This is a genomic window from Rahnella selenatireducens (assembly GCF_046449555.1).
In the GTDB taxonomy this organism is placed as follows: Bacteria; Pseudomonadota; Gammaproteobacteria; order Enterobacterales; family Enterobacteriaceae; genus Rahnella; species Rahnella selenatireducens.
The window spans coordinates 20000-42701 of record NZ_JBKEZJ010000004.1 but is presented as its reverse complement, the minus strand read 5'-3'; the positions used below and the strand labels follow the sequence as shown (position 1 = coordinate 42701).

General features: G+C 53.4%; 21 protein-coding genes and 3 tRNA genes. 10 read left to right on the top strand and 14 right to left on the bottom strand.

Annotation, left to right across the window (positions count from 1 at the left end; genetic code table 11):
* Positions 1–68 precede the first annotated feature (68 nt).
* The 4 genes from ACLBVC_RS07990 to orn all read right to left on the bottom strand — a co-directional run bounded on the left by ACLBVC_RS07990 (position 69) and on the right by orn (position 1164).
* A tRNA-Gly gene (locus tag ACLBVC_RS07990) sits at positions 69–144 on the bottom strand.
* A 49-nt stretch (positions 145–193) separates the two neighbouring features.
* Positions 194–269 (bottom strand) — tRNA-Gly (locus ACLBVC_RS07985).
* Between the two features lie 70 nt (positions 270–339).
* Positions 340–415, bottom strand: a tRNA-Gly gene (locus tag ACLBVC_RS07980).
* A gap of 203 nt (positions 416–618) precedes the next feature.
* A complete protein-coding gene (gene orn / locus ACLBVC_RS07975) occupies positions 619–1164 on the bottom strand; it encodes an oligoribonuclease (protein ID WP_410149177.1) in 546 nt (181 codons plus the stop codon).
* Positions 1165–1253: 89 nt separating this feature from the next.
* Here orn and rsgA point away from each other — a divergent pair, with 89 nt between their 5' ends.
* The 3 genes from rsgA (at position 1254) to mscM (ending at position 6861) form a co-directional block, all read left to right on the top strand.
* A complete protein-coding gene (gene rsgA, locus ACLBVC_RS07970) occupies positions 1254–2291 on the top strand; it encodes a small ribosomal subunit biogenesis GTPase RsgA (RefSeq protein WP_410149176.1) in 1038 nt (345 codons plus the stop codon).
* Between the two features lie 177 nt (positions 2292–2468).
* Positions 2469–3458 (top strand): archaetidylserine decarboxylase, encoded by a 990-nt coding sequence (asd, locus tag ACLBVC_RS07965; RefSeq protein WP_410149175.1) that lies wholly within the window; start codon positions 2469–2471, stop codon positions 3456–3458.
* A 34-nt stretch (positions 3459–3492) separates the two neighbouring features.
* Positions 3493–6861, top strand: coding sequence for a miniconductance mechanosensitive channel MscM (gene mscM / locus ACLBVC_RS07960; protein ID WP_410149174.1), 3369 nt, complete (start codon positions 3493–3495; stop codon positions 6859–6861).
* A gap of 72 nt (positions 6862–6933) precedes the next feature.
* Here the strand turns inward: mscM and ACLBVC_RS07955 are convergent, their stop codons facing one another.
* The 3 genes from ACLBVC_RS07955 to epmA form a co-directional block, all read right to left on the bottom strand.
* A complete protein-coding gene (locus ACLBVC_RS07955; RefSeq protein ID WP_410149173.1) occupies positions 6934–8292 on the bottom strand; it encodes an 8-oxoguanine deaminase in 1359 nt (452 codons plus the stop codon).
* A gap of 85 nt (positions 8293–8377) precedes the next feature.
* Complete coding sequence (locus ACLBVC_RS07950; protein WP_410149172.1) at positions 8378–9742, bottom strand: nucleobase:cation symporter-2 family protein; 1365 nt, start codon at positions 9740–9742, stop codon at positions 8378–8380.
* Between the two features lie 279 nt (positions 9743–10021).
* Positions 10022–10999 (bottom strand): elongation factor P--(R)-beta-lysine ligase, encoded by a 978-nt coding sequence (gene epmA / locus ACLBVC_RS07945; RefSeq protein WP_195813560.1) that lies wholly within the window; start codon positions 10997–10999, stop codon positions 10022–10024.
* Between the two features lie 283 nt (positions 11000–11282).
* Between epmA and frdA the strand changes: the two genes are divergently transcribed.
* The 5 genes from frdA to blc all read left to right on the top strand — a co-directional run bounded on the left by frdA (position 11283) and on the right by blc (position 15252).
* Positions 11283–13082, top strand: coding sequence for a fumarate reductase (quinol) flavoprotein subunit (frdA, locus tag ACLBVC_RS07940; RefSeq protein WP_195823969.1), 1800 nt, complete (start codon positions 11283–11285; stop codon positions 13080–13082).
* Positions 13075–13809 carry a succinate dehydrogenase/fumarate reductase iron-sulfur subunit gene (locus ACLBVC_RS07935; protein ID WP_195813558.1) on the top strand — a complete coding sequence of 245 codons (735 nt, stop codon included), beginning with the start codon at positions 13075–13077 and terminating at the stop codon, positions 13807–13809. The genes frdA and ACLBVC_RS07935 overlap by 8 nt, the downstream gene beginning before the upstream one ends.
* Positions 13810–13820: 11 nt before the next feature.
* Positions 13821–14237 carry a fumarate reductase subunit FrdC gene (frdC, locus tag ACLBVC_RS07930; RefSeq protein WP_410149171.1) on the top strand — a complete coding sequence of 139 codons (417 nt, stop codon included), beginning with the start codon at positions 13821–13823 and terminating at the stop codon, positions 14235–14237.
* Positions 14238–14246: 9 nt separating this feature from the next.
* Positions 14247–14606, top strand: coding sequence for a fumarate reductase subunit FrdD (frdD, locus tag ACLBVC_RS07925; protein ID WP_104923549.1), 360 nt, complete (start codon positions 14247–14249; stop codon positions 14604–14606).
* Positions 14607–14727: 121 nt separating this feature from the next.
* Complete coding sequence (blc, locus tag ACLBVC_RS07920; protein WP_410149170.1) at positions 14728–15252, top strand: outer membrane lipoprotein Blc; 525 nt, start codon at positions 14728–14730, stop codon at positions 15250–15252.
* 77 nt (positions 15253–15329) lie between these two features.
* Here blc and ACLBVC_RS07915 read toward each other — a convergent pair whose 3' ends face one another.
* From ACLBVC_RS07915 to efp, 3 genes are all read right to left on the bottom strand, one after another.
* Positions 15330–15464, bottom strand: a complete 135-nt coding sequence (locus ACLBVC_RS07915; RefSeq protein WP_014333643.1) for an entericidin A/B family lipoprotein — start codon at positions 15462–15464, stop codon at positions 15330–15332.
* A 118-nt stretch (positions 15465–15582) separates the two neighbouring features.
* Positions 15583–15711, bottom strand: a complete 129-nt coding sequence (locus ACLBVC_RS07910; protein WP_013573743.1) for an entericidin A/B family lipoprotein — start codon at positions 15709–15711, stop codon at positions 15583–15585.
* Between the two features lie 88 nt (positions 15712–15799).
* Complete coding sequence (efp, locus tag ACLBVC_RS07905) at positions 15800–16366, bottom strand: elongation factor P (RefSeq protein ID WP_101078258.1); 567 nt, start codon at positions 16364–16366, stop codon at positions 15800–15802.
* A 38-nt stretch (positions 16367–16404) separates the two neighbouring features.
* On the opposite strand from efp, the gene epmB reads away from it, so the two are divergent.
* On the top strand, positions 16405–17433 hold the full coding sequence (gene epmB / locus ACLBVC_RS07900) for an EF-P beta-lysylation protein EpmB (protein WP_410149169.1): 1029 nt from the start codon (positions 16405–16407) through the stop codon (positions 17431–17433).
* A gap of 101 nt (positions 17434–17534) precedes the next feature.
* Here epmB and ACLBVC_RS07895 read toward each other — a convergent pair whose 3' ends face one another.
* The 4 genes from ACLBVC_RS07895 to ACLBVC_RS07880 form a co-directional block, all read right to left on the bottom strand.
* The gene (locus tag ACLBVC_RS07895) at positions 17535–17879 is read right to left on the bottom strand and encodes a DUF4156 domain-containing protein (RefSeq protein ID WP_014333641.1); all 345 of its coding nucleotides are present in this window, start codon (positions 17877–17879) and stop codon (positions 17535–17537) included.
* 301 nt (positions 17880–18180) lie between these two features.
* Entirely contained in the window at positions 18181–19824 is a 1644-nt protein-coding gene (gene groL, locus ACLBVC_RS07890) for a chaperonin GroEL (RefSeq protein WP_410149168.1), read from the bottom strand.
* Between the two features lie 53 nt (positions 19825–19877).
* Complete coding sequence (locus ACLBVC_RS07885; RefSeq protein ID WP_009636718.1) at positions 19878–20171, bottom strand: co-chaperone GroES; 294 nt, start codon at positions 20169–20171, stop codon at positions 19878–19880.
* A gap of 214 nt (positions 20172–20385) precedes the next feature.
* Positions 20386–20877 carry an FxsA family protein gene (locus ACLBVC_RS07880; RefSeq protein WP_410149167.1) on the bottom strand — a complete coding sequence of 164 codons (492 nt, stop codon included), beginning with the start codon at positions 20875–20877 and terminating at the stop codon, positions 20386–20388.
* A gap of 372 nt (positions 20878–21249) precedes the next feature.
* Here ACLBVC_RS07880 and aspA point away from each other — a divergent pair, with 372 nt between their 5' ends.
* Positions 21250–22686: an aspartate ammonia-lyase gene (gene aspA, locus ACLBVC_RS07875; protein ID WP_152325347.1), complete on the top strand. Its 1437-nt coding sequence runs from the start codon at positions 21250–21252 to the stop codon at positions 22684–22686.
* Positions 22687–22702 lie beyond the last annotated feature (16 nt).

Here is a 22702-nt window from a genome sequence, read left to right as displayed (position 1 = left end):
GTCTAAATCACGCACGAAATATGCATGAAAACGCTGCTGAGAAATGAAAGTAAATCGAAGAAGAAAATTGGAGCGGGAAACGAGACTCGAACTCGCGACCCCGACCTTGGCAAGGTCGTGCTCTACCAACTGAGCTATTCCCGCATTGAGATGCTGATTGCATCCGCTGTAAATTTACAGCTTTTGAAATTTTTGGAGCGGGAAACGAGACTCGAACTCGCGACCCCGACCTTGGCAAGGTCGTGCTCTACCAACTGAGCTATTCCCGCGTCGCATGGCACTGCATGTTTTACATCTAAATGATAAATCTAAAACACTTAAAACAAACACTTAAAAATTTGGAGCGGGAAACGAGACTCGAACTCGCGACCCCGACCTTGGCAAGGTCGTGCTCTACCAACTGAGCTATTCCCGCTCTGCGCACTCAACGAAATTCTTCATCGGTACGGGGTGCGCATTATACGAGAAATCCTTTTAGCCGCAAGCCCCTGAAAGCAAAAAAACGATTTTTTTGTTCAAGTGTCGATTAAAACAGCAAACCGGCGATTTAAGCAACGAAACACGGTGATTTCATGCTCCGCACCGCAGTAAAAAAGATTTCAGGTATTTTTAAAAAACTTAAAGCTGGATGAAATGCTCGCGGTAATACGCCAGTTCAGCCACGGATTCGCGAATATCGTCCAGTGCCTGATGCGTGTTTTGCTTCTTAAAGCCGCTCAGCACTTCCGGTTTCCAGCGGCGCGCCAGTTCTTTCAGGGTGCTGACATCCAGATAACGGTAGTGGAAGTACGCCTCAAGCTCCGGCATGTACTTAAACAGGAAACGGCGATCCTGCCCGACGCTATTGCCACAAATTGGCGATTTGCCTTCTGGCACCCACTCGCGCAGGAACTCAATCGTCTTTTGCTGCGCGGCATTATCGTCAAACGGACTGGCTTTCACGCGATCGACCAGACCACTGCCGGTGTGCGTGCGAACATTCCAGTCGTCCATCAGCGCCAGTTGCGCGTCAGACTGATGAACTGCCATCACCGGGCCTTCAGCCAGAATGTTCAGATGCGCGTCGGTGACCAGCGTCGCAATCTCAATAATGCGGTCGCGCTCAGGATCCAGACCGGTCATCTCCAGGTCGATCCAAATCAAATTCGAGTCATTTGCAGCCATGATGTGTCCTATTACAATGAAAGAGATATAGCTGGTATCATAGACGTTTTGGTCGCACCGAGCGATTAAAGCCAGTCAAGTGAGGCGCAGTGACTAAGTCAAAACTGTCTAAAGGGCAACAACGTCGCGTTCAGACTAACCACCAGCGTCGTCTGACACAGACCGACAAACGGAAAGAGCTGGACGATTCTCTGCACGGCGAACCGCAGGACGGCATCGTCATCAGCCGTTTCGGAATGCATGCGGACGTTGAAGCGGCCGACGGCAGCCAGCACCGTTGCAACATCCGCCGTACCATCCGTTCACTGGTCACCGGTGACCGCGTCGTCTGGCGCAGAGGCGAAAACGACAGCGTTAAAGGTATCGTTGAGGCGGTACATGAGCGCACGTCCGTCCTGACGCGTCCTGATTTCTACGACGGCGTGAAACCTATCGCCGCCAACATCGACCAGATCGTCATTGTTTCCGCCATCCTGCCAGAGCTGTCCCTGAACATTATCGACCGCTATCTGGTGGCCTGCGAAACCGTAGAAGTTGAGCCGCTTATTGTGCTCAATAAAATTGACCTGCTCGACGACGAAGGCCGTAAATTCGTCGAAGGCATGATGGACATTTATCGCAAGATTAATTACCGCGTGCTTGAAGTTTCTAGCCAGACCGGTGAAGGCATGCCGGCGTTTGAAACGGCGCTGACGGATCGCATCAGTATCTTTGCCGGTCAGTCAGGCGTGGGGAAATCCAGTTTGCTGAATGCCCTGCTTCCGCCGGAAGAAAAACAGATCGTGGTGAATGAAGTCTCCGACAACTCCGGCCTGGGCCAGCACACGACCACGGCAGCCCGCCTTTATCACTTCCAGCACGGCGGTGATGTTATCGATTCCCCTGGAGTGCGTGAATTTGGCCTGTGGCATCTTGCACCAGAGCAAATCACACAAGGGTTTGTCGAATTCCGCCCTTTCCTCGGCTATTGCAAATTCCGCGACTGCAAACACGGCAGCGATCCGGGCTGTGCAATCCGTGATGCGGTCGATCGCGGCGAAATCGCCGAAGAGCGTTTCGACAACTACCACCGCATTCTGGAAAGTATGGAAGACGTAAAAACGCGTAAAAACTTCGACGCGCTTTAATGTTAAGCCATTGAGCTAAAAGGTTAAGGGCAAACGGGTGACGTTAACGGAAGTTGAACCGATGATTTCACCCCGTTACAATCCCCCACCTTAAAACACTGTGGGGCCGTCAAAAGACGGCCTCCTGCAAAATGGCCGGATCACACCGGTCATTCATACCATCCAAGAGGTTTTCCCGTGCTGGACAGTATCAAAATCAAACTCCAATATTTACTTCCTAAACAAGGATTAACCCGTCTGGCAGGCTGGGGCGCAGATAAACGCGCAGCCACGCTGACGCATTGGGTCATCAAAGCTTTCGCTCGTTTCTACAGCGTGGACATGAAAGAAGCGCAAAACCCGGATCTCAAATCGTATGCCACCTTCAATGAATTCTTCGTGCGTCCGCTGCGTGATGGCGCTCGCCCGGTGGTTAGCGGTCTGGACATGCTTTGCCTGCCTGCCGATGGCGCAGTCAGCCAGTTAGGCGCGATTACCGACGGCAAACTGTTCCAGGCAAAAGGGCATTTCTACAGCCTCGAAGCGTTGCTGGCCGGAAATTACCTGCTGGCTGAAAAATTCAAAGAAGGCCAGTTCGCCACGATTTATCTGGCACCGCGCGACTACCACCGCGTGCATATGCCGTGCGGCGGCGTGCTGCGCGAAATGATTTACGTGCCCGGCGATTTGTTCTCCGTGAACCCGCTGACGGCGGCTAACGTCCCGAACCTGTTTGCCCGTAACGAACGCGTCATCTGCGTATTTGATACTGAATTTGGCCCGATGGTGCAGATTCTGGTCGGCGCGACCATCGTCGGCAGCATCGAAACCGTGTGGGCAGGCTGCGTCACGCCGCCGCGCGAAGGCATCATAAAACGCTGGACATACCCAGCCGCTGGCGAAGAAGGCGCGATTGCGCTGGAAAAAGGCCAGGAAATGGGACGTTTCAAACTGGGCTCAACCGTGATTAATCTGTTTGCTGCAAACCAGATCCGCTTCATGCCACAACTGAGTAACGGCACGGTGACACGTATGGGCGAACCGTTTGCCGAAGCACTGCGTACACCGGCAACTGCAACGGCGGAACCTGAAGTACCAGAAGTACTTGTCACCCAGGAAGCATCTGTCATCAAAGAAATGCCGGCAGGCGTGGCCACAGCTGAACCACAAGCGCCCAAAGACTACTGAGTACGCGTTAAACCATTGAAAAGGAATTGACCAAGTGCGCCTGATCCCCGCCCTGCTGATGAGTTTATTGCTGGCCCTGCCTCTGGTGGCGACAGCAACCCCGACCGAAGATCAGCTCAAACAAGAGCTGAAACAGGCGGAAGCCAATAAAGAAATGGCCAATCAGACGCAGGTGGTTGAGGCGCTGCAAAGTGCGCTCAACTGGCTGAATGAGATGAATGTTTCGGCCGGGCGCACCGCGCAATACCAAACCGTTATCGATGATTTTCCAAAACTGACGCAGGCGCTACGCCTCGAGCTGCAAAACCAGCCGGAAAAGCCGCCTGCCGTTGATGACAGCATCCCTGCCGCGCAGCTTGAGCAGCAGATTTTGCAGGTCAGCAGCCAGCAGCTGGAAGAAACCCGCCAGCTACGTCAGGAGCAGGACCGCTTCCGCGATATCAGCGATTCAGTCAGCCAGATCCCCCAACAACAAACCGAAGCCCGGAATGCGCTCAGCGATATTGAGCAGCGCATGCAGGCGGCCACGGCGGCGGCGTCATCCTCACCGCTCGCGCAGGCTCAGCTCAGCGCGCTTCAGGCTGAATCGGCGGCACGCAAAGCCAAGGTGGACGAACTGGAACTCGCGCAGCTATCTGCCAATAACCGGCAGGAACTTTCCCGACTTCGCGCCGATCTCTACAAAAAACGTGCCGATTTTCTCGACCAGCAGTTGCAGGCTTTACGCAACATGCTCAACAACCAGCGCCAGCGCGAAGCTGAACAGGCACTGGAAAAAACCGAGCAGTTAGCCGAACAAAGCGGTGAGCTTCCGCATTCCATCAGCCAGCAGTTGCAGTCGAACCGCGAGCTGTCACTGGCGCTGAACCAGCAGGCGCAGCGCATGGATCTGATTTCCTCGCAACAGCGTCAGGCTGCCGCGCAGACACAACAGGTTCGTCAGGCGATTAACACTATCCGCGAACAGGCGCAGTGGCTGGGCGCGTCAAATCTGCTGGGCGAAACGCTCCGGGCGCAAGTTTCCCGTCTGCCGGACATGCCTAAACCGCAACAGCTAGACCGCGATATGGCACAGCTGCGCGTCCAGCGTCTGCATTTTGAAGATTTACTGGATAAGCAGGCGATTTACCGCCAGGGGCGTCAGGACGACGGCAAACCGCTCACGGCTGCGCAGCAAAAAATCCTTGATGCCCAGTTGCGGACTCAGCGTGATTTACTCAATTCGCTGCTCTCCGGCTGCGATACGCAAATTCTTGAACTGACCAAACTGAAAGTCGCCAACAGCCAGCTGGTGGAAGCGCTGAATGACGTGCATGACGCCGCGCACCGTTATCTGTTCTGGGTCGCCGACGTCAGCCCGATTGGTTTTTCCTATCCGGTGCAGGTCGCGCATGACCTGAAACGTCTGGTGTCGCTTGATTCACTTAGCCAGCTGGGTGGCGCATCCATGATGATGATCACCAGCAAAGAAACGCTGCTGCCGCTGTTTGGCGCGTTGATCCTGGTGATTGTCAGCATCAGCTCCCGCAAACACTATTACGCGTTTCTGGCGCGTGCCAGCAGCAAGGTCGGTAAAGTCACCCAAGACCATTTCTCGCTGACGATGCGCACGGTGTTCTGGTCAATTCTGGTGGCCATGCCGTTGCCTGTGCTGTGGGCGGCGTTAGGTTTCGGGCTGCAAAGTGCGTGGCCCTATCCGATTGCGGTCGCCATTGGCGATGGCGTAACCGCGACGCTGCCGATCCTCTGGGCGTTTATGGTCAGCGCCGCGCTTGCCCATCCTCAGGGGCTGTTTGTCGCACACTTTGGCTGGCCGCAGCGCGCCGTCTCGCGGGCATTACGCTATTACGCCCTGTCGATCTGGGTGATGGTGCCGCTGATTATGGCGCTGATTACCTTCGATAATCTCAATGACCGCGAGTTCTCCAATACGCTGGGTCGCCTGTGTTTCGTTATTCTCTGTCTGGTCGTCGCGCTGGTGACTCATAGCCTGAAACGCGCGGGCATTCCGCTCTATCACGATAAACACGGTAACAGCGAGAACGTCCTCAATAACACGCTGTGGTGGATGTTGCTGGGCGCCCCACTCGTGGCTGCACTGGCTTCGCTGATGGGCTTCCTCGCGACGTCACAGGCGCTGCTGGCACGTCTGGAAACCTCGGTCGCCATCTGGTTTGTTCTGCTGGTGATTTATCACATTATCCGCCGCTGGATGCTCATTCAGCGGCGCCGTATCGCTTTTGAGCGTGCCAAACAGCGCCGCGCAGAAATGCTAAACCAGCGCGCTCGCGGTGAAGAAGAGGGGCATCACACCAGCAGCAGTAACGAAGGCACGGTGGAAATCGAAGAACCCGTTGTTGATCTGGACGCGATCTCCGCGCAGTCATTGAGGCTGGTGCGATCCCTGCTGACGTTGATCGCGCTGATCTCGGTGATCTTCCTGTGGTCGGAAATCCATTCCGCCTTTTCATTCCTGGAAAATATTCATTTGTGGCAGGTTTCCTCGACCGTTCAGGGCGTGGAAAGCATGCAACCGATCACCCTCGGATCCGTGTTGATCGCCATTCTGGTGCTGATTATTACCACGCAGCTGGTGCGTAATTTACCCGCCCTGCTGGAACTGGCGCTGCTGCAACATCTGGAGCTGACGCCGGGTACCGGTTACGCCGTGCTGACTATCACCAAATACGTTTTGCTGCTGATTGGCGGGCTGGTGGGCTTTTCGCTTATCGGGATCGAATGGGCAAAATTGCAATGGCTGGTCGCCGCGCTGGGTGTCGGGCTGGGCTTTGGTTTGCAGGAAATTTTCGCTAACTTCATTTCCGGCCTGATTATTCTGTTCGAAAAACCGATCCGTATCGGCGATACCGTCACCATCCGCAACCTGACCGGCAGCATCACCAAAATCAATACGCGCGCCACGACGATTGCCGACTGGGACCGCAAAGAAATTATCGTGCCGAACAAGGCCTTTATCACCGAGCAGTTCATCAACTGGTCGCTTTCCGATTCCGTCACGCGTGTCGTACTGACTGTTCCGGCACCTTCGGAAGCTAACAGTGAGGAAGTGACGCAAATTCTGCTTAACGCCGCGCACCGCTGTTCTCTGGTGCTGGATATGCCTGCACCGGAAGCATATCTCGTGGATTTACAACAAGGGATTCAGATCTTCGAGCTGCGTATGCATGCCGCCGAAATGGCGCACCGTATGCCGCTTCGCCACGAAATCCATCAGCTAATTCTGGCCGGGTTCCGCGAGCACGGCATCACGCTGCCGTTCCCTCCGTTCCAGGTCCGTATGGAAACGTTGCACCGTGCGCAGAATGGCAATAATGCGACGTTTACCAGCAGCAGCGGCAGTGGTCGCAGCGGTAACAGTTCACGTTCTCCAGGCGATTTGTAAAACCGGTTGTGAAATAACGATTTTTTAATAGAAAACCTGGGGCAGATTTTCTCTGCCCCTGAATCCATTGTTTTACAGATCTGCAATCAGCGCCGCCGCTGCTTTACGGTGCTGAGAAATCAGCGATTTGATGTCCATCCCGACAATCTGTCCGTCAATCACCCGCCATTTTCCGCCAACCATCACGCGGTCAGCCCGTTCTGCTCCGCACAACAGCAGCGCAGCAACCGGATCATGGCTGCCGCTGAAACGTAATTCATCCAGCCGGAAAAGTGCCAGATCCGCCTGCTTCCCAACCGCGATTTGCCCGATATCATCACGCCCGATAAGCTTCGCAGAACCGCGCGTTGCCCAGCCTAAAACTCTTTCCGGCGTGACGTATTCCGCGCCATATTTCAGACGTTGCAGGTAAAGCGCCTGACGCGCTTCGTACATCAGATTTGACGCATCGTTGGATGCCGAACCGTCCACGCCTAAACCGATGGGGACGCCTGCCGCTTCAAGGTCGCGCGTCGGACACATGCCGGACGCCAGTCGCATATTCGACACCGGACAATGGCAGATCCCGGTTCCGGCAGCGCCAAGCCGCTGAATTTCGTTCGCATTGAAATGAATGCCGTGCGCCAGCCACGTCCGGTCATTCAGCCAGCCGACGCTTTCCAGATAATCCACCGTGCGCAGCCCGAACATTTTCAGGCAGAATACTTCTTCATCCAGCGTTTCTGCCAGATGCGTATGTAGCCGGACGTCTTCACGCTGCGCCATCTCGGCGCTTTCGCGCATGATGTCCGTGGTCACGGAAAACGGCGAGCACGGCGCCAGCGCAATTTGCATCCACGCCCCGTCGCCGCGCTGGTGATAACGGTCAATCAGCCGCTGGCTGTCGCGCAAAATCGTATCTCCCGATTGCACCGTCTGCTCCGGCGGTAAACCTCCCTGCTCTTCTCCGAGGCTCATCGAGCCGCGCGTCAGCAGAGCACGCATCCCCAGCTCGCGGACCACCTCAACCTGCACATCAATCGCCTCTTCCATTCCCTGCGGGAACAGATAATGGTGGTCAGTCGTAGTGGTACAGCCGGAAAGCAACAGTTCGGCCATCGCCACACGGCTGGCGAGACCCAGCGCTTCAGGCTGCAAACGCGCCCAGACCGGATACAGTTTTTTCAGCCATGGAAACAGCGGTACATTGACCACAGGCGCCCAGGCCCGGGTCAGCGTCTGATAGAAATGATGATGGGTGTTGATGAGGCCGGGCATAAGTACGCAGCCGGTGGCATCGGCAATCTGATCAACCGGCTTTGAGGGTAACTGGCCGGATGCCAGAACTTCGGCGATCGTGGAGCCTTCGACGACGATACCGCCGCGGGCATCGAGTTCATTGGCGGTAAATACCGCCAGCGGATTTTTAATCAAGGTGCGTTGCAAAGACATAACTGACTTCCTCTTCATGAATTCAAAAGTGAGTCAGCTCAGTTATGCCCTGTCTGCTGATCCAGGGGCGCACGCGCGGAGAACGTTAGTGAACTTTCACCTCTTCTGCCACGGTGATAGCGCGCTCTGCCGGCATCAGCAGATTCAGCAGGATGGCGATCACGCCGCCACTGGTGACTGCGTGGCCGAAGATATTCCCCACAATCGGCGGGAACTGCGCAAGAACATCGGGCACCGCTTCAATGCCAAGACCGATGCCAAAGGAAATCGCGATAATTAACATTTCGCGGCGGCCAACCGGCGACTGCGTCATGATGCGAATGCCCGCAGCGACCACGCTGCCAAACATCACCAGCGTCGCGCCACCCAGCACCGGCGCAGGGATTTGCTGCAAGACTTCGCCAATAAACGGGAACAGCCCGAGCAGTACCAGAACGCCCCCGATGTACATTCCAACATAACGGCTGGCAACGCCGGTCATCTGGATCACGCCGTTGTTCTGCGCAAAAGTGGTATTCGGGAAGGAGGAAAACGCCGCAGCGATAATGCAGCTAACGCCATCGGCCAGGATCCCCCCCTTCAGGCGCTTGCGGAAACTTTCCCCTTCAATTGGCTGCTGCGACAACATGCAGTTCGCTGTCAAATCGCCGACCGCTTCCAGAATACTGATAAACGACACCAGCGCGATTGGCACGAAGATGATCCAGTCAAACTTGAAGCCGAAGCGGAATAACTGCGGTAGCGCAAACCAGTCGCCCTGCAACGGTTTAAGCGGCAGATGTCCGGTGAGGGCAGCCGCGATACACCCAACAATAATCCCTAATACTATCGATGAAAGGCGCAGCCAGCGGACATTAATGCGGTTACATGTGACGATCACCAGCAGCGTCAGCGCGCCCAGCGCCAGATTGACCGGCGCACCGAAATTTGCCGCACCGTGCCCGCCCGCCCAGTCTGTAATACTGACTTTAATCAGGCTGATACCAATCAGGGCAATCACCGTGCCGCTGACCAGCGGGGTAAACACGCGGCGCATCTGCCCGATAAACCGGCTGACCAGAAGCGGAATAAACGCCGCGACAAAGTTCACGCCAAAAATCATTGCCATGATGTCTTCAGGCGAGCCCCCGCGGCTTTTCACCAGCATTCCTCCGGAGAGGATCACGCCCAGAAATGCAAAACTGGTGCCTTGCAAGCAAATCATTCCGGCGCCCACCGACATAAACCGGCGCGCCTGAATGAACGTCCCGATGCCGGAAGCCAGCAGAGACATGCTGATGAGATAAGGGAGGTACGCATTCAGTCCGAGCACCGAACCGATAATCAGCGGCGGAGTAATAATCCCCACCACGCTCGCGAGGACATGCTGGATGGCCGTGAAAAATGCCGGTGCAGGTGCAATACGCGCCTCCAGACCATAAAGAAGTTCTTTGTCGCCAGATTCAGACATAACGGGATCCCAGAGCTGATTGAGTAGTTATCCTGTAATGCATAAATCAGGCCAGCGGAGAGTAAATTTGCGTTAAATCGTTGAGGAGCCAGAAGGATTGCGGATTCGTGCCGGAGTGTCATCTCTGAAACTTTAAAATCAGTGTTACGCACTTTAGGTACTTTTGTTTCACTAAAGGGGCAATTTTAATGTTATTGCACAATCACAGGGCAGGGAAAGGAGGCATGGTGGGAAAGAAAGTTAATCCTGACCCGAGGGCCAGGATTGGGGAAAACCGACTCAGGCGCGTGTTACCGGGAAGGCCAGCACTTCGCTCAGGCTGCTCGCACCCAGCGCAATCATAATCAGACGATCAACGCCCAGCGCCACACCAGAGCATTCCGGCATACCGTGTTCCAGCGCGTCCAGCAGGTTGTTGTCGATAGGATGCTGAGGCAAACCGCGCGCGGCGCGTTTACGGTTATCCTGCTCGAAACGCTGCCGTTGTTCGCGGCCATCGGTCAGTTCGCGGAAGCCATTCGCCAGTTCGATGCCTTTGTAATACACCTCAAAACGCTCAGCAACGCGGTGATCTTCGGTGCTGATTTCCGCCAGAGACGCCTGCGTCGCCGGAAAGTGATACACGAAAGTCGGCTTGTCGCGGCCAATATGCGGTTCAACACCCATCGTAAACAGCAACTGCAATAAAGTGTCGCGGTCTTCTTCAGTATCCGCGATGTTTGATAAATCCAGCTTCGCGGCAACTTCGCGCAGTTCGGTTTTATCCGCAGACAACGGATCCACGCCCAGATGGCGCGTAAACGCCTGCTGATAGGACAGGGTTTCTGCCGTATCGCAATCGAGCACCTGTTGCAGCAGATCGTCCACTTCATTCATCAGGCGGTACATGTCATAACGCGGACGATACCATTCCAGCATGGTGAATTCAGGATTGTGATGGATACCGGCTTCTTCATTACGGAAGCTGCGACCCATCTGGTAAATCGGCCCGCTGCCCGCGGCCAGCAGACGTTTCATGTGATATTCCGGGCTGGTCATCAGATACAACGTCATGCCGTCAGCGGCACCCGGCCCGACGAAACGTGTGTCAAAAGGCACCAGATGGATGTCGGTCACCGTGGCCTGGCTCATGGCCGGCGTTTCTACTTCCAGCACGCCGCGATCGGCAAAGAAACGTCGAATCTCAGCGAGAATAGCCGCACGCTTCAACAAATTGGCGACAGGAGCACTGGGTTGCCAGCTTGCCGTTTCGCTCATGGTGATTTACTCCGAATTCAGAAAAGTCATGCAGTCTACCTGCAACCCTCAGGGCAAACAAATATCTCATTTTGCGAAGCAAAATACAGAGAAAGCCTAAACCTGCATTCACATCAAATTACCACTACTCCTCATTAGGTATAATAATTCCCTTACAAATAATAAGAATATTAGCCTCTGGGACAGCGCCTGCATGTCATCAGCGGTGGTTAAGCCTCAGATTCAAAAACCTTTTTCGCGGGTGTTTCAAACCCGATCTCATTGATGATAGTGGAGGAATGCAGTGCAAACCTTTAACGCCGACATTGCAATTATAGGTGCAGGTGGGGCGGGTTTACGCGCAGCAATAGCCGCAGCGGAAGCCAATCCCAACCTGAATATCGCGTTGATTTCGAAAGTGTACCCTATGCGCAGCCACACGGTGGCCGCCGAAGGCGGTTCTGCCGCAGTGACGCAAGATCACGACAGCTTTGATTTTCACTTCCAGGATACCGTTTCCGGAGGCGACTGGCTGTGTGAGCAGGACGTAGTGGACCATTTCGTTCATCAATGTCCGACTGAAATGGCGCAGCTTGAACTCTGGGGTTGTCCGTGGAGCCGTAAGGAAGATGGTTCAGTCAACGTCCGCCGTTTTGGGGGGATGAAGATCGAACGCACCTGGTTTGCCGCAGATAAAACCGGCTTCCACATGCTGCATACCCTGTTCCAGACCTCGCTGAAATACCCGCAAATCAAACGATTCGACGAGCATTTCGTTCTCGATATTTTGGTCGATGACGGCCAGGTTCGCGGCGTCGTCGCCATCAATATGATGGAAGGCACCCGCGTACAAATCCGCGCTAACGCAGTCGTGATGGCGACCGGCGGCGCAGGCCGCGTTTACCGCTACAACACCAACGGCGGGATTGTCACCGGCGACGGCATGGGTATGGCGTTCCGTCATGGCATTCCGCTGCGTGATATGGAGTTCGTGCAATATCACCCGACAGGCCTGCCCGGCTCCGGCATTCTGATGACAGAAGGCTGTCGTGGTGAAGGCGGTATTCTGGTGAATAAAGACGGTTACCGTTATTTGCAGGATTACGGCATGGGCCCGGAAACCCCGCTCGGCGAACCGAAAAACAAATATATGGAACTCGGCCCGCGCGACAAAGTGTCGCAGGCGTTCTGGCACGAATGGCGCGCCGGACGCACCATTTCCACTCCGCGTGGCGATGTGGTGTATCTGGATTTACGTCATCTCGGCGAGAAAAAGCTGCGCGAGCGTTTGCCGTTTATCTGTGAACTGGCGAAAGCTTACGTCGGCGTCGATCCGATCACCGATCCAATCCCTGTACGCCCTACTGCACACTACACGATGGGTGGGATCGAAACGGATGCACAGTGCGAAACCCGCATCAAAGGCCTGTTTGCCGTCGGTGAATGTTCATCGGTTGGCCTGCACGGCGCAAACCGTCTGGGCTCCAACTCACTGGCAGAACTGGTGGTGTTTGGCCGCATGGCCGGTGAAAAAGCGGCAGAACGCGCCGCCGAAGCCAAAGACTACGGCAATACCGAAGCCCTCGACGCGCAGGTTCGTGATATCGAAAACCGCGTTGACGCGCTGATGAAGCAGGAAGGCGATGAAAGCTGGGCAGCCATCCGCGACGAAATGGGTCTGGCGATGGAAGAAGGCTGCGGGATTTACCGCACCACCGAGCTGATGCAGAAAACCATCGACAAGCTGACCGAGCTGAAAGAGCGTTTCAAACGCGTCAAAATCAAAGATACCTCCAGCGTTTTCAACACCGATTTGCTGTACACCATCGAGCTGGGACACGGGCTGGAAGTGGCCGAATGTATGGCGCACTCTGCCCTGCATCGCCGGGAATCCCGTGGCGCGCATCAGCGTCTGGATGAAGGCTGTACCGAACGCGATGACGTCAATTTCCTGAAGCATACGCTGGCCTTTTATCAGCCAGATTCCGCGCCACGTCTTGAATATGGCGATGTGAAAATCACCACATTGCCACCAGCAAAACGTATGTATGGCGGGGAAGCTGAGAATCACGATAAAAAAGATAAGGAGCAATCACGTGGCTAAAATGCGAAGCCTGAAGGTTGAAATCATGCGCTATAACCCGGAGACGGACAACGCGCCGCATCCGGTGGTGTATGACGTGCCTTTCGACGAAACAACGTCGCTGCTCGACGCGCTGGGCTATATCAAAGACTATCTCGCCGCCGATCTTTCCTACCGGTGGTCGTGCCGTATGGCCATTTGCGGTTCCTGCGGCATGATGGTCAACCGTGTGCCAAAACTGGCCTGCAAAACGTTCCTGCGTGAATATCCGGACGGAATGCAGGTAGAGGCGCTGGCAAACTTCCCGGTCGAACGCGATTTAGTGGTCGATATGACCCACTTTATCGAAAGCCTCGAATCCATTAAGCCGTACATCATTGGCAATACCCGAACCGTTGCGGAAGGTCCGGGCAAACAAACGCCTGCACAAATGGAGAAATATCATCAGTTCTCCGGTTGTATCAACTGCGGTCTATGTTACGCCGCCTGCCCGCAATTTGGCCTGAATCCGGAATTCATCGGCCCGGCTGCGATTACGCTGGCGCACCGCTATAACCTGGATAACCGGGATCACGGCAAAGCCCAGCGTATGCCGCAGCTTAACGGCCAGAACGGCGTCTGGAGCTGTACGTTTGTCGGCTACTGTTCTGAAGTCTGTCCGAAACACGTCGATCCGGCCGCCGCTATTCAACAAGGTAAGGTCGAAAGTTCGAAAGACTTCATGATAGCAAGGCTGAGACCGCAATGAGGGAGGAAAATATGACGACTCGAACTCAGACCCCGGGCAGCAAACGTAAACCTTACGTGCGCGAAATGCCCGCCAGCTGGTGGCAACGTTCACCTTTCTATCGTTTCTATATGCTGCGTGAAGGCACGTCCGTTCCGGCAGTCTGGTTCAGTATCTTGCTGCTGGCCGGTATTTTCGCCTTACGTAACGGGCCGGAAAGCTGGTCGGGATTTGTGCATTTCCTGCAAAATCCGGTGGTGATGCTGATCAACCTGATTGCTTTGCTGGCTGCGCTGCTTCACACCAAAACCTGGTTTGAACTGGCACCAAAAGCCTCCATCGTCATCGTTAAAGGCAAGAAGATGGGGCCGGAGCCGGTGATTACCGGTTTCTGGTGCGTAACTGCCGTTGTGACGCTGGTGATCCTTGCCATCGCGCTGTTTCTTTGAGGAGGCGACATGAAAAATACTCTTCCTAAACGTTCAGATGAGCCGGTGTTCTGGGGGCTGTTTGGCGCGGGCGGCATGTGGAGTGCGATTTTTGCGCCGGTGATGATTCTGCTGGTGTGCTTCCTGTTGCCACTGGGGTTTTTCCCCGGTGACGCGCTGAGCTATCCGCGCGTACTGGCGTTCGCACAAAGCTGGATTGGCCGCCTGTTTCTGCTGCTGATGATCGTCCTGCCGTTGTGGTGCGGCCTGCACAGGATCCACCACGCCATGCATGACCTGAAAATCCACGTTCCTGCCGGTAAATGGGTGTTCTACGGTCTGGCAATGATCTTAAGCGTTGTCACACTTATCGTGCTGATCCGCCTCTGATCTGAGAAGATCACTTTCTTCAGCGGTCATTTTCATGGCCGCTGATTTTTTACTGCCCTCCCTTTTCACTTTTCCTTAATTGTTACCTATACTTAGGTGATTACCTAAGGAAGGAACATTTATGCGTATCTGGTCAAAACTCGGTGTGATTGTCACGGCACTTTTATCGGTCGCTTGCAGCGTGACGCCACCCAAAGACGTCAAAGTCGTCAGTAATTTCGAGCTTAGCCGCTATCTGGGAACCTGGTATGAAGTGGCAAGGCTGGATCACAGCTTTGAAAGCGGGCTTGAGCGCGTGACGGCCAATTACAGCCTGCGCGAAGATGGCGGTGTGAAAGTTATTAACCGCGGCTTTAATCCTGAGAAAAACAAATGGCAAGAAAGTGAAGGCAAAGGATATTTCACCGGTTCAACGTCACGCGCGGCGCTTAAAGTTTCGTTCTTTGGCCCGTTCTACGGCGGCTATAACGTTATCGAGCTGGATAAAGATTACCGCTATGCGCTGGTCTGCGGGCCGGATAAAAGCTACCTGTGGATCCTCTCACGAACCCCGACGCTGGATGACAGTGTAAAACAGCAACTGCTGAAAACCGCGCAAGGCTACGGCTTTGATACCAGCAAGCTGGTATGGGTCAAACAGCCTTAAGTTTTCCGCCCTTCAGAAACAATACTGCCTGCATCAATGTGCAGGCAGACTTCAGCATACTTCAACGCACACGCCCTTTACTGAGCGCTTTTCTGAATTGCCTGGCCGCCAGCAGAAACGTCTTCACCCACGCCACGCGTGGTATTGCAGGCAGTTAACGCAGAAGACAGAACAAGAACAGACAAGATTGCGAGGATACTTTTCTTCAACATATAAAATTCCTTCCTATAAGAGAATGTAAAGTAAGACTCACTAAGTGTAGTTAATTTTCTGAATACGGGAGGGAAAAGGCAGGATTTTAGGACAGTGGGTAAAACGAGGCTGAAGGAATCAGCCTGCTTTGGAAATCGCGCCACCCAGATGCTGGATGTCTTCACCAAAACCGTGAACCGTGTTGCAGCCGGATAACGAAGCCAGCAACATCACTGAAACCACGATAAACATCATCTTCTTCAACATGGAAAACACAATCCCATTCAACAGGTTGAGCCGGAAAGCTGCGACAGGCATTACCCTGTGGCAGCTTTCATCCAGCGTAATAAGAAACTTATTTAACGCGGGAAACGTATTCGCCAGAGCGGGTGTCACAACGGACGATTTCGCCAATCTGCACGAATAAAGGCACTTTAACCACTGCGCCGGTGCTCAGGGTTGCTGGCTTGCCGCCGGTACCTGCGGTATCACCTTTCAGGCCTGGATCGGTATCAACAACTTCTGCTTCGATGAAGTTCGGTGGCTGGACAGCGATAGGACGACCGTCCCACAGAGTCACGATACATTCAGCGTTGTCTTGCAGCCATTTAGAAGCTTCAGAAACAGTTTTAGCTTCAACACCGTGCTGCTCGAAAGTCTCAGGGTGCATGAAGTGGTAGAACTCACCGTCGTTGTACAGGTAAGTCATGTTGGTATCTACAACGTCTGCGCCTTCGCAAGAGTCAGTAGATTTGAAGGTTTTTTCTACACGGGAACCGGTCAGAAGACGGCGCATTTTCACACGTGCGAAAGCCTGGCCTTTGCCTGGTTTTACGAACACGCTGTCTTCGATTGCGAAAGGCTCGCCTTCGAACATGATTTTAAGACCCGGACGGAAATCGTTGCTAGAATAAGTCGCCATGATGGCCCTCTAATTTTAAACTGGTATTAGCCAAAAAAATGGCAAACATTGTAACCCTAAACACGCCATTTAGAGAAGATTGGTTGTATCAACTCGGCGATGTTATCACTGACCCGAATGAACTGCTTACTCTTCTGGCACTTAACGACAATGCAGATCTGCAAAGTGGCCATGAAGCCCGTCGTTTGTTCCCGCTTCGCGTGCCCCGTGCCTTTGTAGCACGTATGCAGCACGGCGATCCGCGGGATCCTTTGTTGCTCCAGGTATTGACCGCACGCGAAGAATTTATCACCGCGCCGGGCTTTACCACCGACCCGCTTGATGAACAACGCAGCGTTGTTCCGGGTCTGTTGCACAAGTATAGCAATCGCGCCCTGTTGCTGGTGAAAGGCGGCTGTGCGGTGAACTGCCGCTACTGCTTCCGCCGCCATTTCCCGTATCAGGACAACCAGGGAAATAAGGCCAACTGGGTTCAGGCGCTGGATTATATCCGTACACGGCCCGAACTCGATGAAATTATTTTCTCCGGCGGTGATCCGCTGATGGCGAAAGATCACGAACTCGACTGGTTGATCGGTGAACTGGAAGGGATCACACACATCAAACGCCTGCGTATCCATACCCGTTTACCGGTGGTCATCCCGGCGCGCATCACGGACACGCTCTGCCAGCGCCTGGAACAGTCGCGTTTGCAGGTGCTGATGGTGACGCACATTAATCACGCCAATGAAATCGATGACGCGTTGCGCGCCAGCATGGCCAAACTGAAACGTCATGGCGTTACGCTGCTCAATCAGAGCGTATTGTTGCGTGACGTCAATGACTCTGCCGATGCGCTTGCTGCGCTTAGCAATGCGCTGTTTGATGCGGGAATTTTGCCTTACTACATTCACGTGCTGGATAAAGTACAGGGCGCGGCGCATTTCATGGTGAGCGACGATGAAGCTCGCCTCATCATGAAGGGGCTGATGAGCAAAGTTTCCGGTTATATGGTGCCGAAACTGACCCGTGAGATTGGCGGCGAACCGAGTAAAACTATTTTGGATTTACGCCTTAAACAGTCGTAAACACGAATGCCGAAATGCAAAAAGGGATGCCATCGGGCATCCCTTTAGTATTTCTATGAGAGTCTATGCAGGTTCACGCAGCTAAAGCGTAAACGGCCCGACTATGGGCACTTATAGACCTGGCCGACCATTTTGCTGTCAACCGGTGCAAAGCTGGACAGGAAATTTTGAGACGGGCTGTTGGCACCATAAATGGTATTGCCGCCCATCGCTGCTGCCTTATTACGCAGGTCGTTGGCCGCACCACGCATTGAGCTGCCATCGCCGCCGGTACCGGAGAACCAGTTGCTTTGGGCACCAGTGACTTCACCGAGGAGCTGACAATTTGCGCCTGGTTTGTCGTCCGTGAATTTCACCTGCTGTCCCGCTGCATCCAGTTGATGAGTGGTACTGCACCCGGCAAGCAGCGCGATAGCTGACAGGCCCAGTAACATTTTAATCCGCATCACTTTCCCCATTTGTTTTTGTAATCACATAAAGCCTATCAGAAAACACCTGGCTCTCTTAGGCATCCGTTGCCACGCATACCCAAGGTTCTGCGCTATCGGTATAAATCCGAAAACCACGCAGAAATGAGTCTACACGTTAAACCCGGAAGACATTGAGACTTATCTTACTGAACACGATAAAAAATGGTCAAATAAAAAAACCCGGCCTTTTCAGACCGGGTTTCTTCAGTACGTTAACTCAGACAACAAAATTGCTGCTGATTTGCCGTACCTGCGGATGAGCGCAGGGGGATGATAATTACATCATGCCGCCCATACCGCCCATGCCACCCATACCGCCAGCGCCCATATCGACTTTATCGTCTTTAGGCAGGTCGGTGATCATGCACTCAGTGGTGATCATCAGGCCAGCTACAGAAGACGCGTACTGCAGAGCAGAACGGGTCACTTTAGTTGGATCCAGGATACCCATTGCGATCATGTCGCCGTACTGTTCGGTGTAAGCGTTGTAACCGAAGCTACCTTCGCCTGCTTTAACAGTGTTCGCGATAACAGAAGCTTCTTCGCCTGCGTTCACAACGATCTGACGCAGAGGAGCTTCCATTGCGCGCAGAGCAACGCGGATACCCACGTTCTGGTCATCGTTGTCGCCGTTCAGGTTAGCCAGAGTGTGAGCAACGCGAACTAGCGCAACACCACCACCAGCAACCACGCCTTCTTCTACAGCAGCACGGGTTGCGTGCAGCGCATCTTCAACGCGGGCTTTTTTCTCTTTCATTTCAACTTCAGTCGCTGCGCCAACTTTCAGAACAGCGACGCCGCCTGCCAGTTTAGCCACACGCTCTTGCAGTTTTTCACGGTCGTAATCAGAGGTCGCTTCTTCGATCTGCTGACGGATCTGAGATACACGGCCCTGAATGGTTGCTTCTTCGCCAACGCCATCGATGATGATGGTGGTGTCTTTGTTGATCACAACACGTTTAGCCTGACCCATGTCTTCCAGAGTCGCTTTTTCCAGCTCCAGGCCAATCTCTTCAGAGATTACGGTACCGCCGGTCAGGGTTGCGATGTCCTGCAGCATAGCTTTACGGCGATCGCCGAAGCCAGGTGCTTTAACCGCAGCCACTTTCACGATGCCACGCATGGTGTTCACAACCAGAGTCGCCAGAGCTTCGCCTTCAACGTCTTCAGCGATGATCAGCAATGGTTTACCGGCTTTAGCAACGGCTTCCAGTACTGGCAGCATTTCGCGAATGTTAGAAATCTTTTTGTCAGCCAGCAGAATGAACGGGCTTTCCAGTTCGATTGAACCGGTTTCTGGTTTGTTGATGAAGTATGGGGACAGGTAACCGCGATCGAACTGCATACCTTCAACAACGTCCAGCTCGTCCTGCAAGCCAGTGCCTTCTTCAACAGTGATGACGCCTTCTTTACCGACTTTTTCCATCGCTTCTGCGATCAGTTTACCGACAGTTTCATCGGAGTTAGCAGAGATGGTACCAACCTGTGCAATCGCTTTAGAATCAGAGCAAGGTACAGACAGTTTTTTCAGTTCTTCAACAGCGTGGATGACCGCTTTGTCGATCCCGCGTTTCAGATCCATTGGGTTCATGCCAGCGGCAACAGCTTTCAGGCCTTCAGTGATGATGGCTTGTGCCAGAACGGTTGCGGTAGTCGTACCGTCACCCGCTGCATCGTTCGCTTTGGACGCCACTTCTTTCACCATCTGTGCGCCCATGTTTTCGAACTTGTCTTCCAGTTCGATTTCACGTGCAACGGACACGCCGTCTTTAGTGATGGTTGGAGCACCGAAAGATTTGTCCAAAACCACGTTGCGGCCTTTAGGGCCCAGGGTCACTTTTACTGCATCAGCAAGGATGTTTACGCCACGCAGCATTTTCACACGGGCGTCGTTACCGAATTTTACTTCTTTAGCTGCCATTGTTAATTTCCCTTCAATTCGTTCAGTTCAGAAAAAAGTGGGTCGGAGGAAGATCAGGCTTCTACGATTGCCAGGATGTCGCTCTCAGACATAATCAACACTTCTTCATTGTCGATTTTTTCAGCTTTCACGCCGTAGCCGTCGTTGAAGATGACGATGTCGCCAACTTTAACGTCCAGCGCTTTAACTTCACCGTTTTCCAGAATGCGACCATGGCCGACAGCCAGGATTTCGCCACGGGTAGATTTACCAGCGGCTGAGCCAGTCAGAACGATGCCGCCAGCGGATTTAGATTCTACTTCTTTACGCTTGACGATAACGCGGTCATGCAATGGACGAATTTTCATTGATAACTCTCCTGTGAGCGGGTCCATATCTATTTTTAGGGTTGAATGCCTGACAAATGCTGCCCGGCCTCGTGGTTTGTTTAATGGGGGCAATACATCGCCCTTCAAGGGGAAGAACAGAAAAAATTTCGATTTTTCTTTTGGCTTTCAGGCAATCAAAACCCGGCCTGAAAACCACTTCCCAACAATGTATTAACAATCAAGGCCACAGAGATTAGCGATCGCGGTGCTCTGTGTCGTCATCTTTTTTCGGTGAAACCAGACGTTCCGGTGTTTCATCTGTCCGCTGGAACTCGCCTTCAAAAGTATTTCCGGTGGGCGCGCTGTTACCCCAGTTACCGCCAGAGCGAACAATATTCAGATGTGGCATCAGCTTAAGCGTCAGTCGTTTCTGAACCGGTGGCAGCAGGAGCAGCAAGCCGAGGAAATCGGTAAAAAATCCCGGAACCAGTAACAGGAAACCGGCAATGACCAGTGAAACACTCTTCACCATTTCAGCCGCCGGGCTTTCACCCACAGCCAGCTTCTGCTGAAGCTGCATGAACGTTTTCATTCCCTGATTTTTGACCAGAGAAACACCCACGCAGGAGGTAAATACCACCAGCAATAGCGTCGTGGCGACGCCAACGACCGCGGCCACCTTGATAAATAAGGTGATTTCAATATAAGCCAGCAGGAATAACAGTAGTAACGGTAACCAGCGCACCGCATTCTCCTTGTGATTTGGCCCCGAAGTTCTTTTTCAGAAACGTTCGAAACCCTGAATAAGTGCCTGTTTCCGATGTTTGCCATCAAAGAAATGCAGGCTGACTACACTGAAATGGTGCTGTGTTACGGTGATTTCAAGCGCCAGACCTGATTTAATTGAGCACGTAAATGAATTGTGAGAATTCTCACAGATACTAAAATCTTGCACAATCATAGGGCAGGATAGTGATCTTAGTACGTGCAATTCGCCTGAAGCAGCATATGATCGCCTTCGTTGTGGAAACAACGGTTGATCGTTTTAAATTTACCACGGCTAGTAACATAATTTTAAACATCGCATAACGCATTCAGTACCGAAGAGAAGGTTCTCATGTCAAACACCATTCGTATCGAGGAAGACCTGCTGGGCACGCGTGAAGTACCGGCAGAAGCTTATTACGGCATTCATACCCTGCGGGCGATTGAAAACTTCTATATCAGCAACACCAAGATCAGCGATGTGCCTGAGTTTGTTCGTGGCATGGTGATGGTGAAGAAAGCGGCGGCTCTGGCGAACAAAGAGCTGCGCACCATTCCACGTCACATTGCAGACATCATCATTCAGGCGTGCGACGAAGTGCTTGATAAAGGTAAATGCATGGACCAGTTCCCTATCGACGTCTATCAGGGCGGCGCGGGAACCTCGGTAAATATGAACACGAATGAGGTGCTGGCGAACATCGGTCTCGAGCTGATGGGTCACCAGAAAGGCGATTACCAGTTCCTTAATCCCAACGATCACCTTAATAAATGTCAGTCCACCAATGATGCCTACCCGACAGGTTTCCGTATCGCGGTTTACGCCTCTTTGCTGAAGCTGGTTGATGCGATTTCCCAGTTGGGCGATGGCTTCGAGCGCAAAGCGGTCGAATTTGAAAACGTCATCAAAATGGGCCGCACGCAGTTGCAGGATGCGGTACCGATGACGCTCGGTCAGGAATTCCATGCATTCAACGTGCTGCTTAAAGAAGAAACCCGCAACCTGATCCGCACCGGTGAATTACTACTGGAAGTGAACCTCGGGGCAACGGCGATCGGTACGCGTCTGAATACGCCGGAAGGTTATCAGCAGCTGGCCGTGCAGAAACTGGCGGAAGTCAGCAATCTGGCCTGCGTTCCGGCTGAAGATCTGATCGAAGCGACATCAGACTGCGGCGCTTACGTGATGGTTCACAGCTCCCTGAAACGTCTGGCGGTTAAGCTTTCTAAGATTTGTAACGACCTGCGCCTGCTCTCTTCCGGGCCGCGCGCCGGGCTCAATGAGATTAACCTGCCAGAATTGCAGGCCGGTTCTTCCATTATGCCTGCCAAAGTTAACCCGGTAATCCCGGAAGTAGTGAATCAGGTTTGCTTCAAAGTCATCGGCAACGACATGTGCGTCACGATGGCCGCCGAAGCGGGTCAGTTACAGCTGAACGTCATGGAACCGGTGATTGGCCAGGCCATGTTTGAATCCGTGCATATCCTGACTAACGCCTGCTACAACCTGCTGGAAAAATGCATCAACGGCATTACAGCGAACAAAGAAGTGTGCGAGTTCTACGTCTTCAATTCTATTGGGATCGTGACGTATCTGAACCCGTTCATCGGCCACCACAATGGCGATATCGTCGGGAAGATTTGTGCCGAAACCGGCAAAAGTGTCCGTGAAGTCGTGCTTGAGCGCGGTTTGCTGACGGAAGCCGAGCTGGACGATATTTTCTCTATCGAAAACCTGAAGCACCCGGCTTACAAAGCGAAGCGTTATACCGATGAAAATGAACAGTAACAGACTCCATTTCTGA

Coding starts and splice junctions, on each gene's coding strand:
- orn (WP_410149177.1), bottom strand. CDS start 1,164: ATGGCTGCAAATGACTCGAATTTGATTTGGATCGACCTGGAGATGACC.
- ACLBVC_RS07955 (WP_410149173.1), bottom strand. CDS start 8,292: ATGTCTTTGCAACGCACCTTGATTAAAAATCCGCTGGCGGTATTTACC.
- ACLBVC_RS07950 (WP_410149172.1), bottom strand. CDS start 9,742: ATGTCTGAATCTGGCGACAAAGAACTTCTTTATGGTCTGGAGGCGCGT.
- epmA (WP_195813560.1), bottom strand. CDS start 10,999: ATGAGCGAAACGGCAAGCTGGCAACCCAGTGCTCCTGTCGCCAATTTG.
- frdC (WP_410149171.1), top strand. CDS start 13,821: ATGACGACTCGAACTCAGACCCCGGGCAGCAAACGTAAACCTTACGTG.
- frdD (WP_104923549.1), top strand. CDS start 14,247: ATGAAAAATACTCTTCCTAAACGTTCAGATGAGCCGGTGTTCTGGGGG.
- blc (WP_410149170.1), top strand. CDS start 14,728: ATGCGTATCTGGTCAAAACTCGGTGTGATTGTCACGGCACTTTTATCG.
- ACLBVC_RS07915 (WP_014333643.1), bottom strand. CDS start 15,464: ATGTTGAAGAAAAGTATCCTCGCAATCTTGTCTGTTCTTGTTCTGTCT.
- ACLBVC_RS07910 (WP_013573743.1), bottom strand. CDS start 15,711: ATGTTGAAGAAGATGATGTTTATCGTGGTTTCAGTGATGTTGCTGGCT.
- efp (WP_101078258.1), bottom strand. CDS start 16,366: ATGGCGACTTATTCTAGCAACGATTTCCGTCCGGGTCTTAAAATCATG.
- epmB (WP_410149169.1), top strand. CDS start 16,405: ATGGCAAACATTGTAACCCTAAACACGCCATTTAGAGAAGATTGGTTG.
- ACLBVC_RS07895 (WP_014333641.1), bottom strand. CDS start 17,879: ATGCGGATTAAAATGTTACTGGGCCTGTCAGCTATCGCGCTGCTTGCC.
- groL (WP_410149168.1), bottom strand. CDS start 19,824: ATGGCAGCTAAAGAAGTAAAATTCGGTAACGACGCCCGTGTGAAAATG.
- ACLBVC_RS07885 (WP_009636718.1), bottom strand. CDS start 20,171: ATGAAAATTCGTCCATTGCATGACCGCGTTATCGTCAAGCGTAAAGAA.
- aspA (WP_152325347.1), top strand. CDS start 21,250: ATGTCAAACACCATTCGTATCGAGGAAGACCTGCTGGGCACGCGTGAA.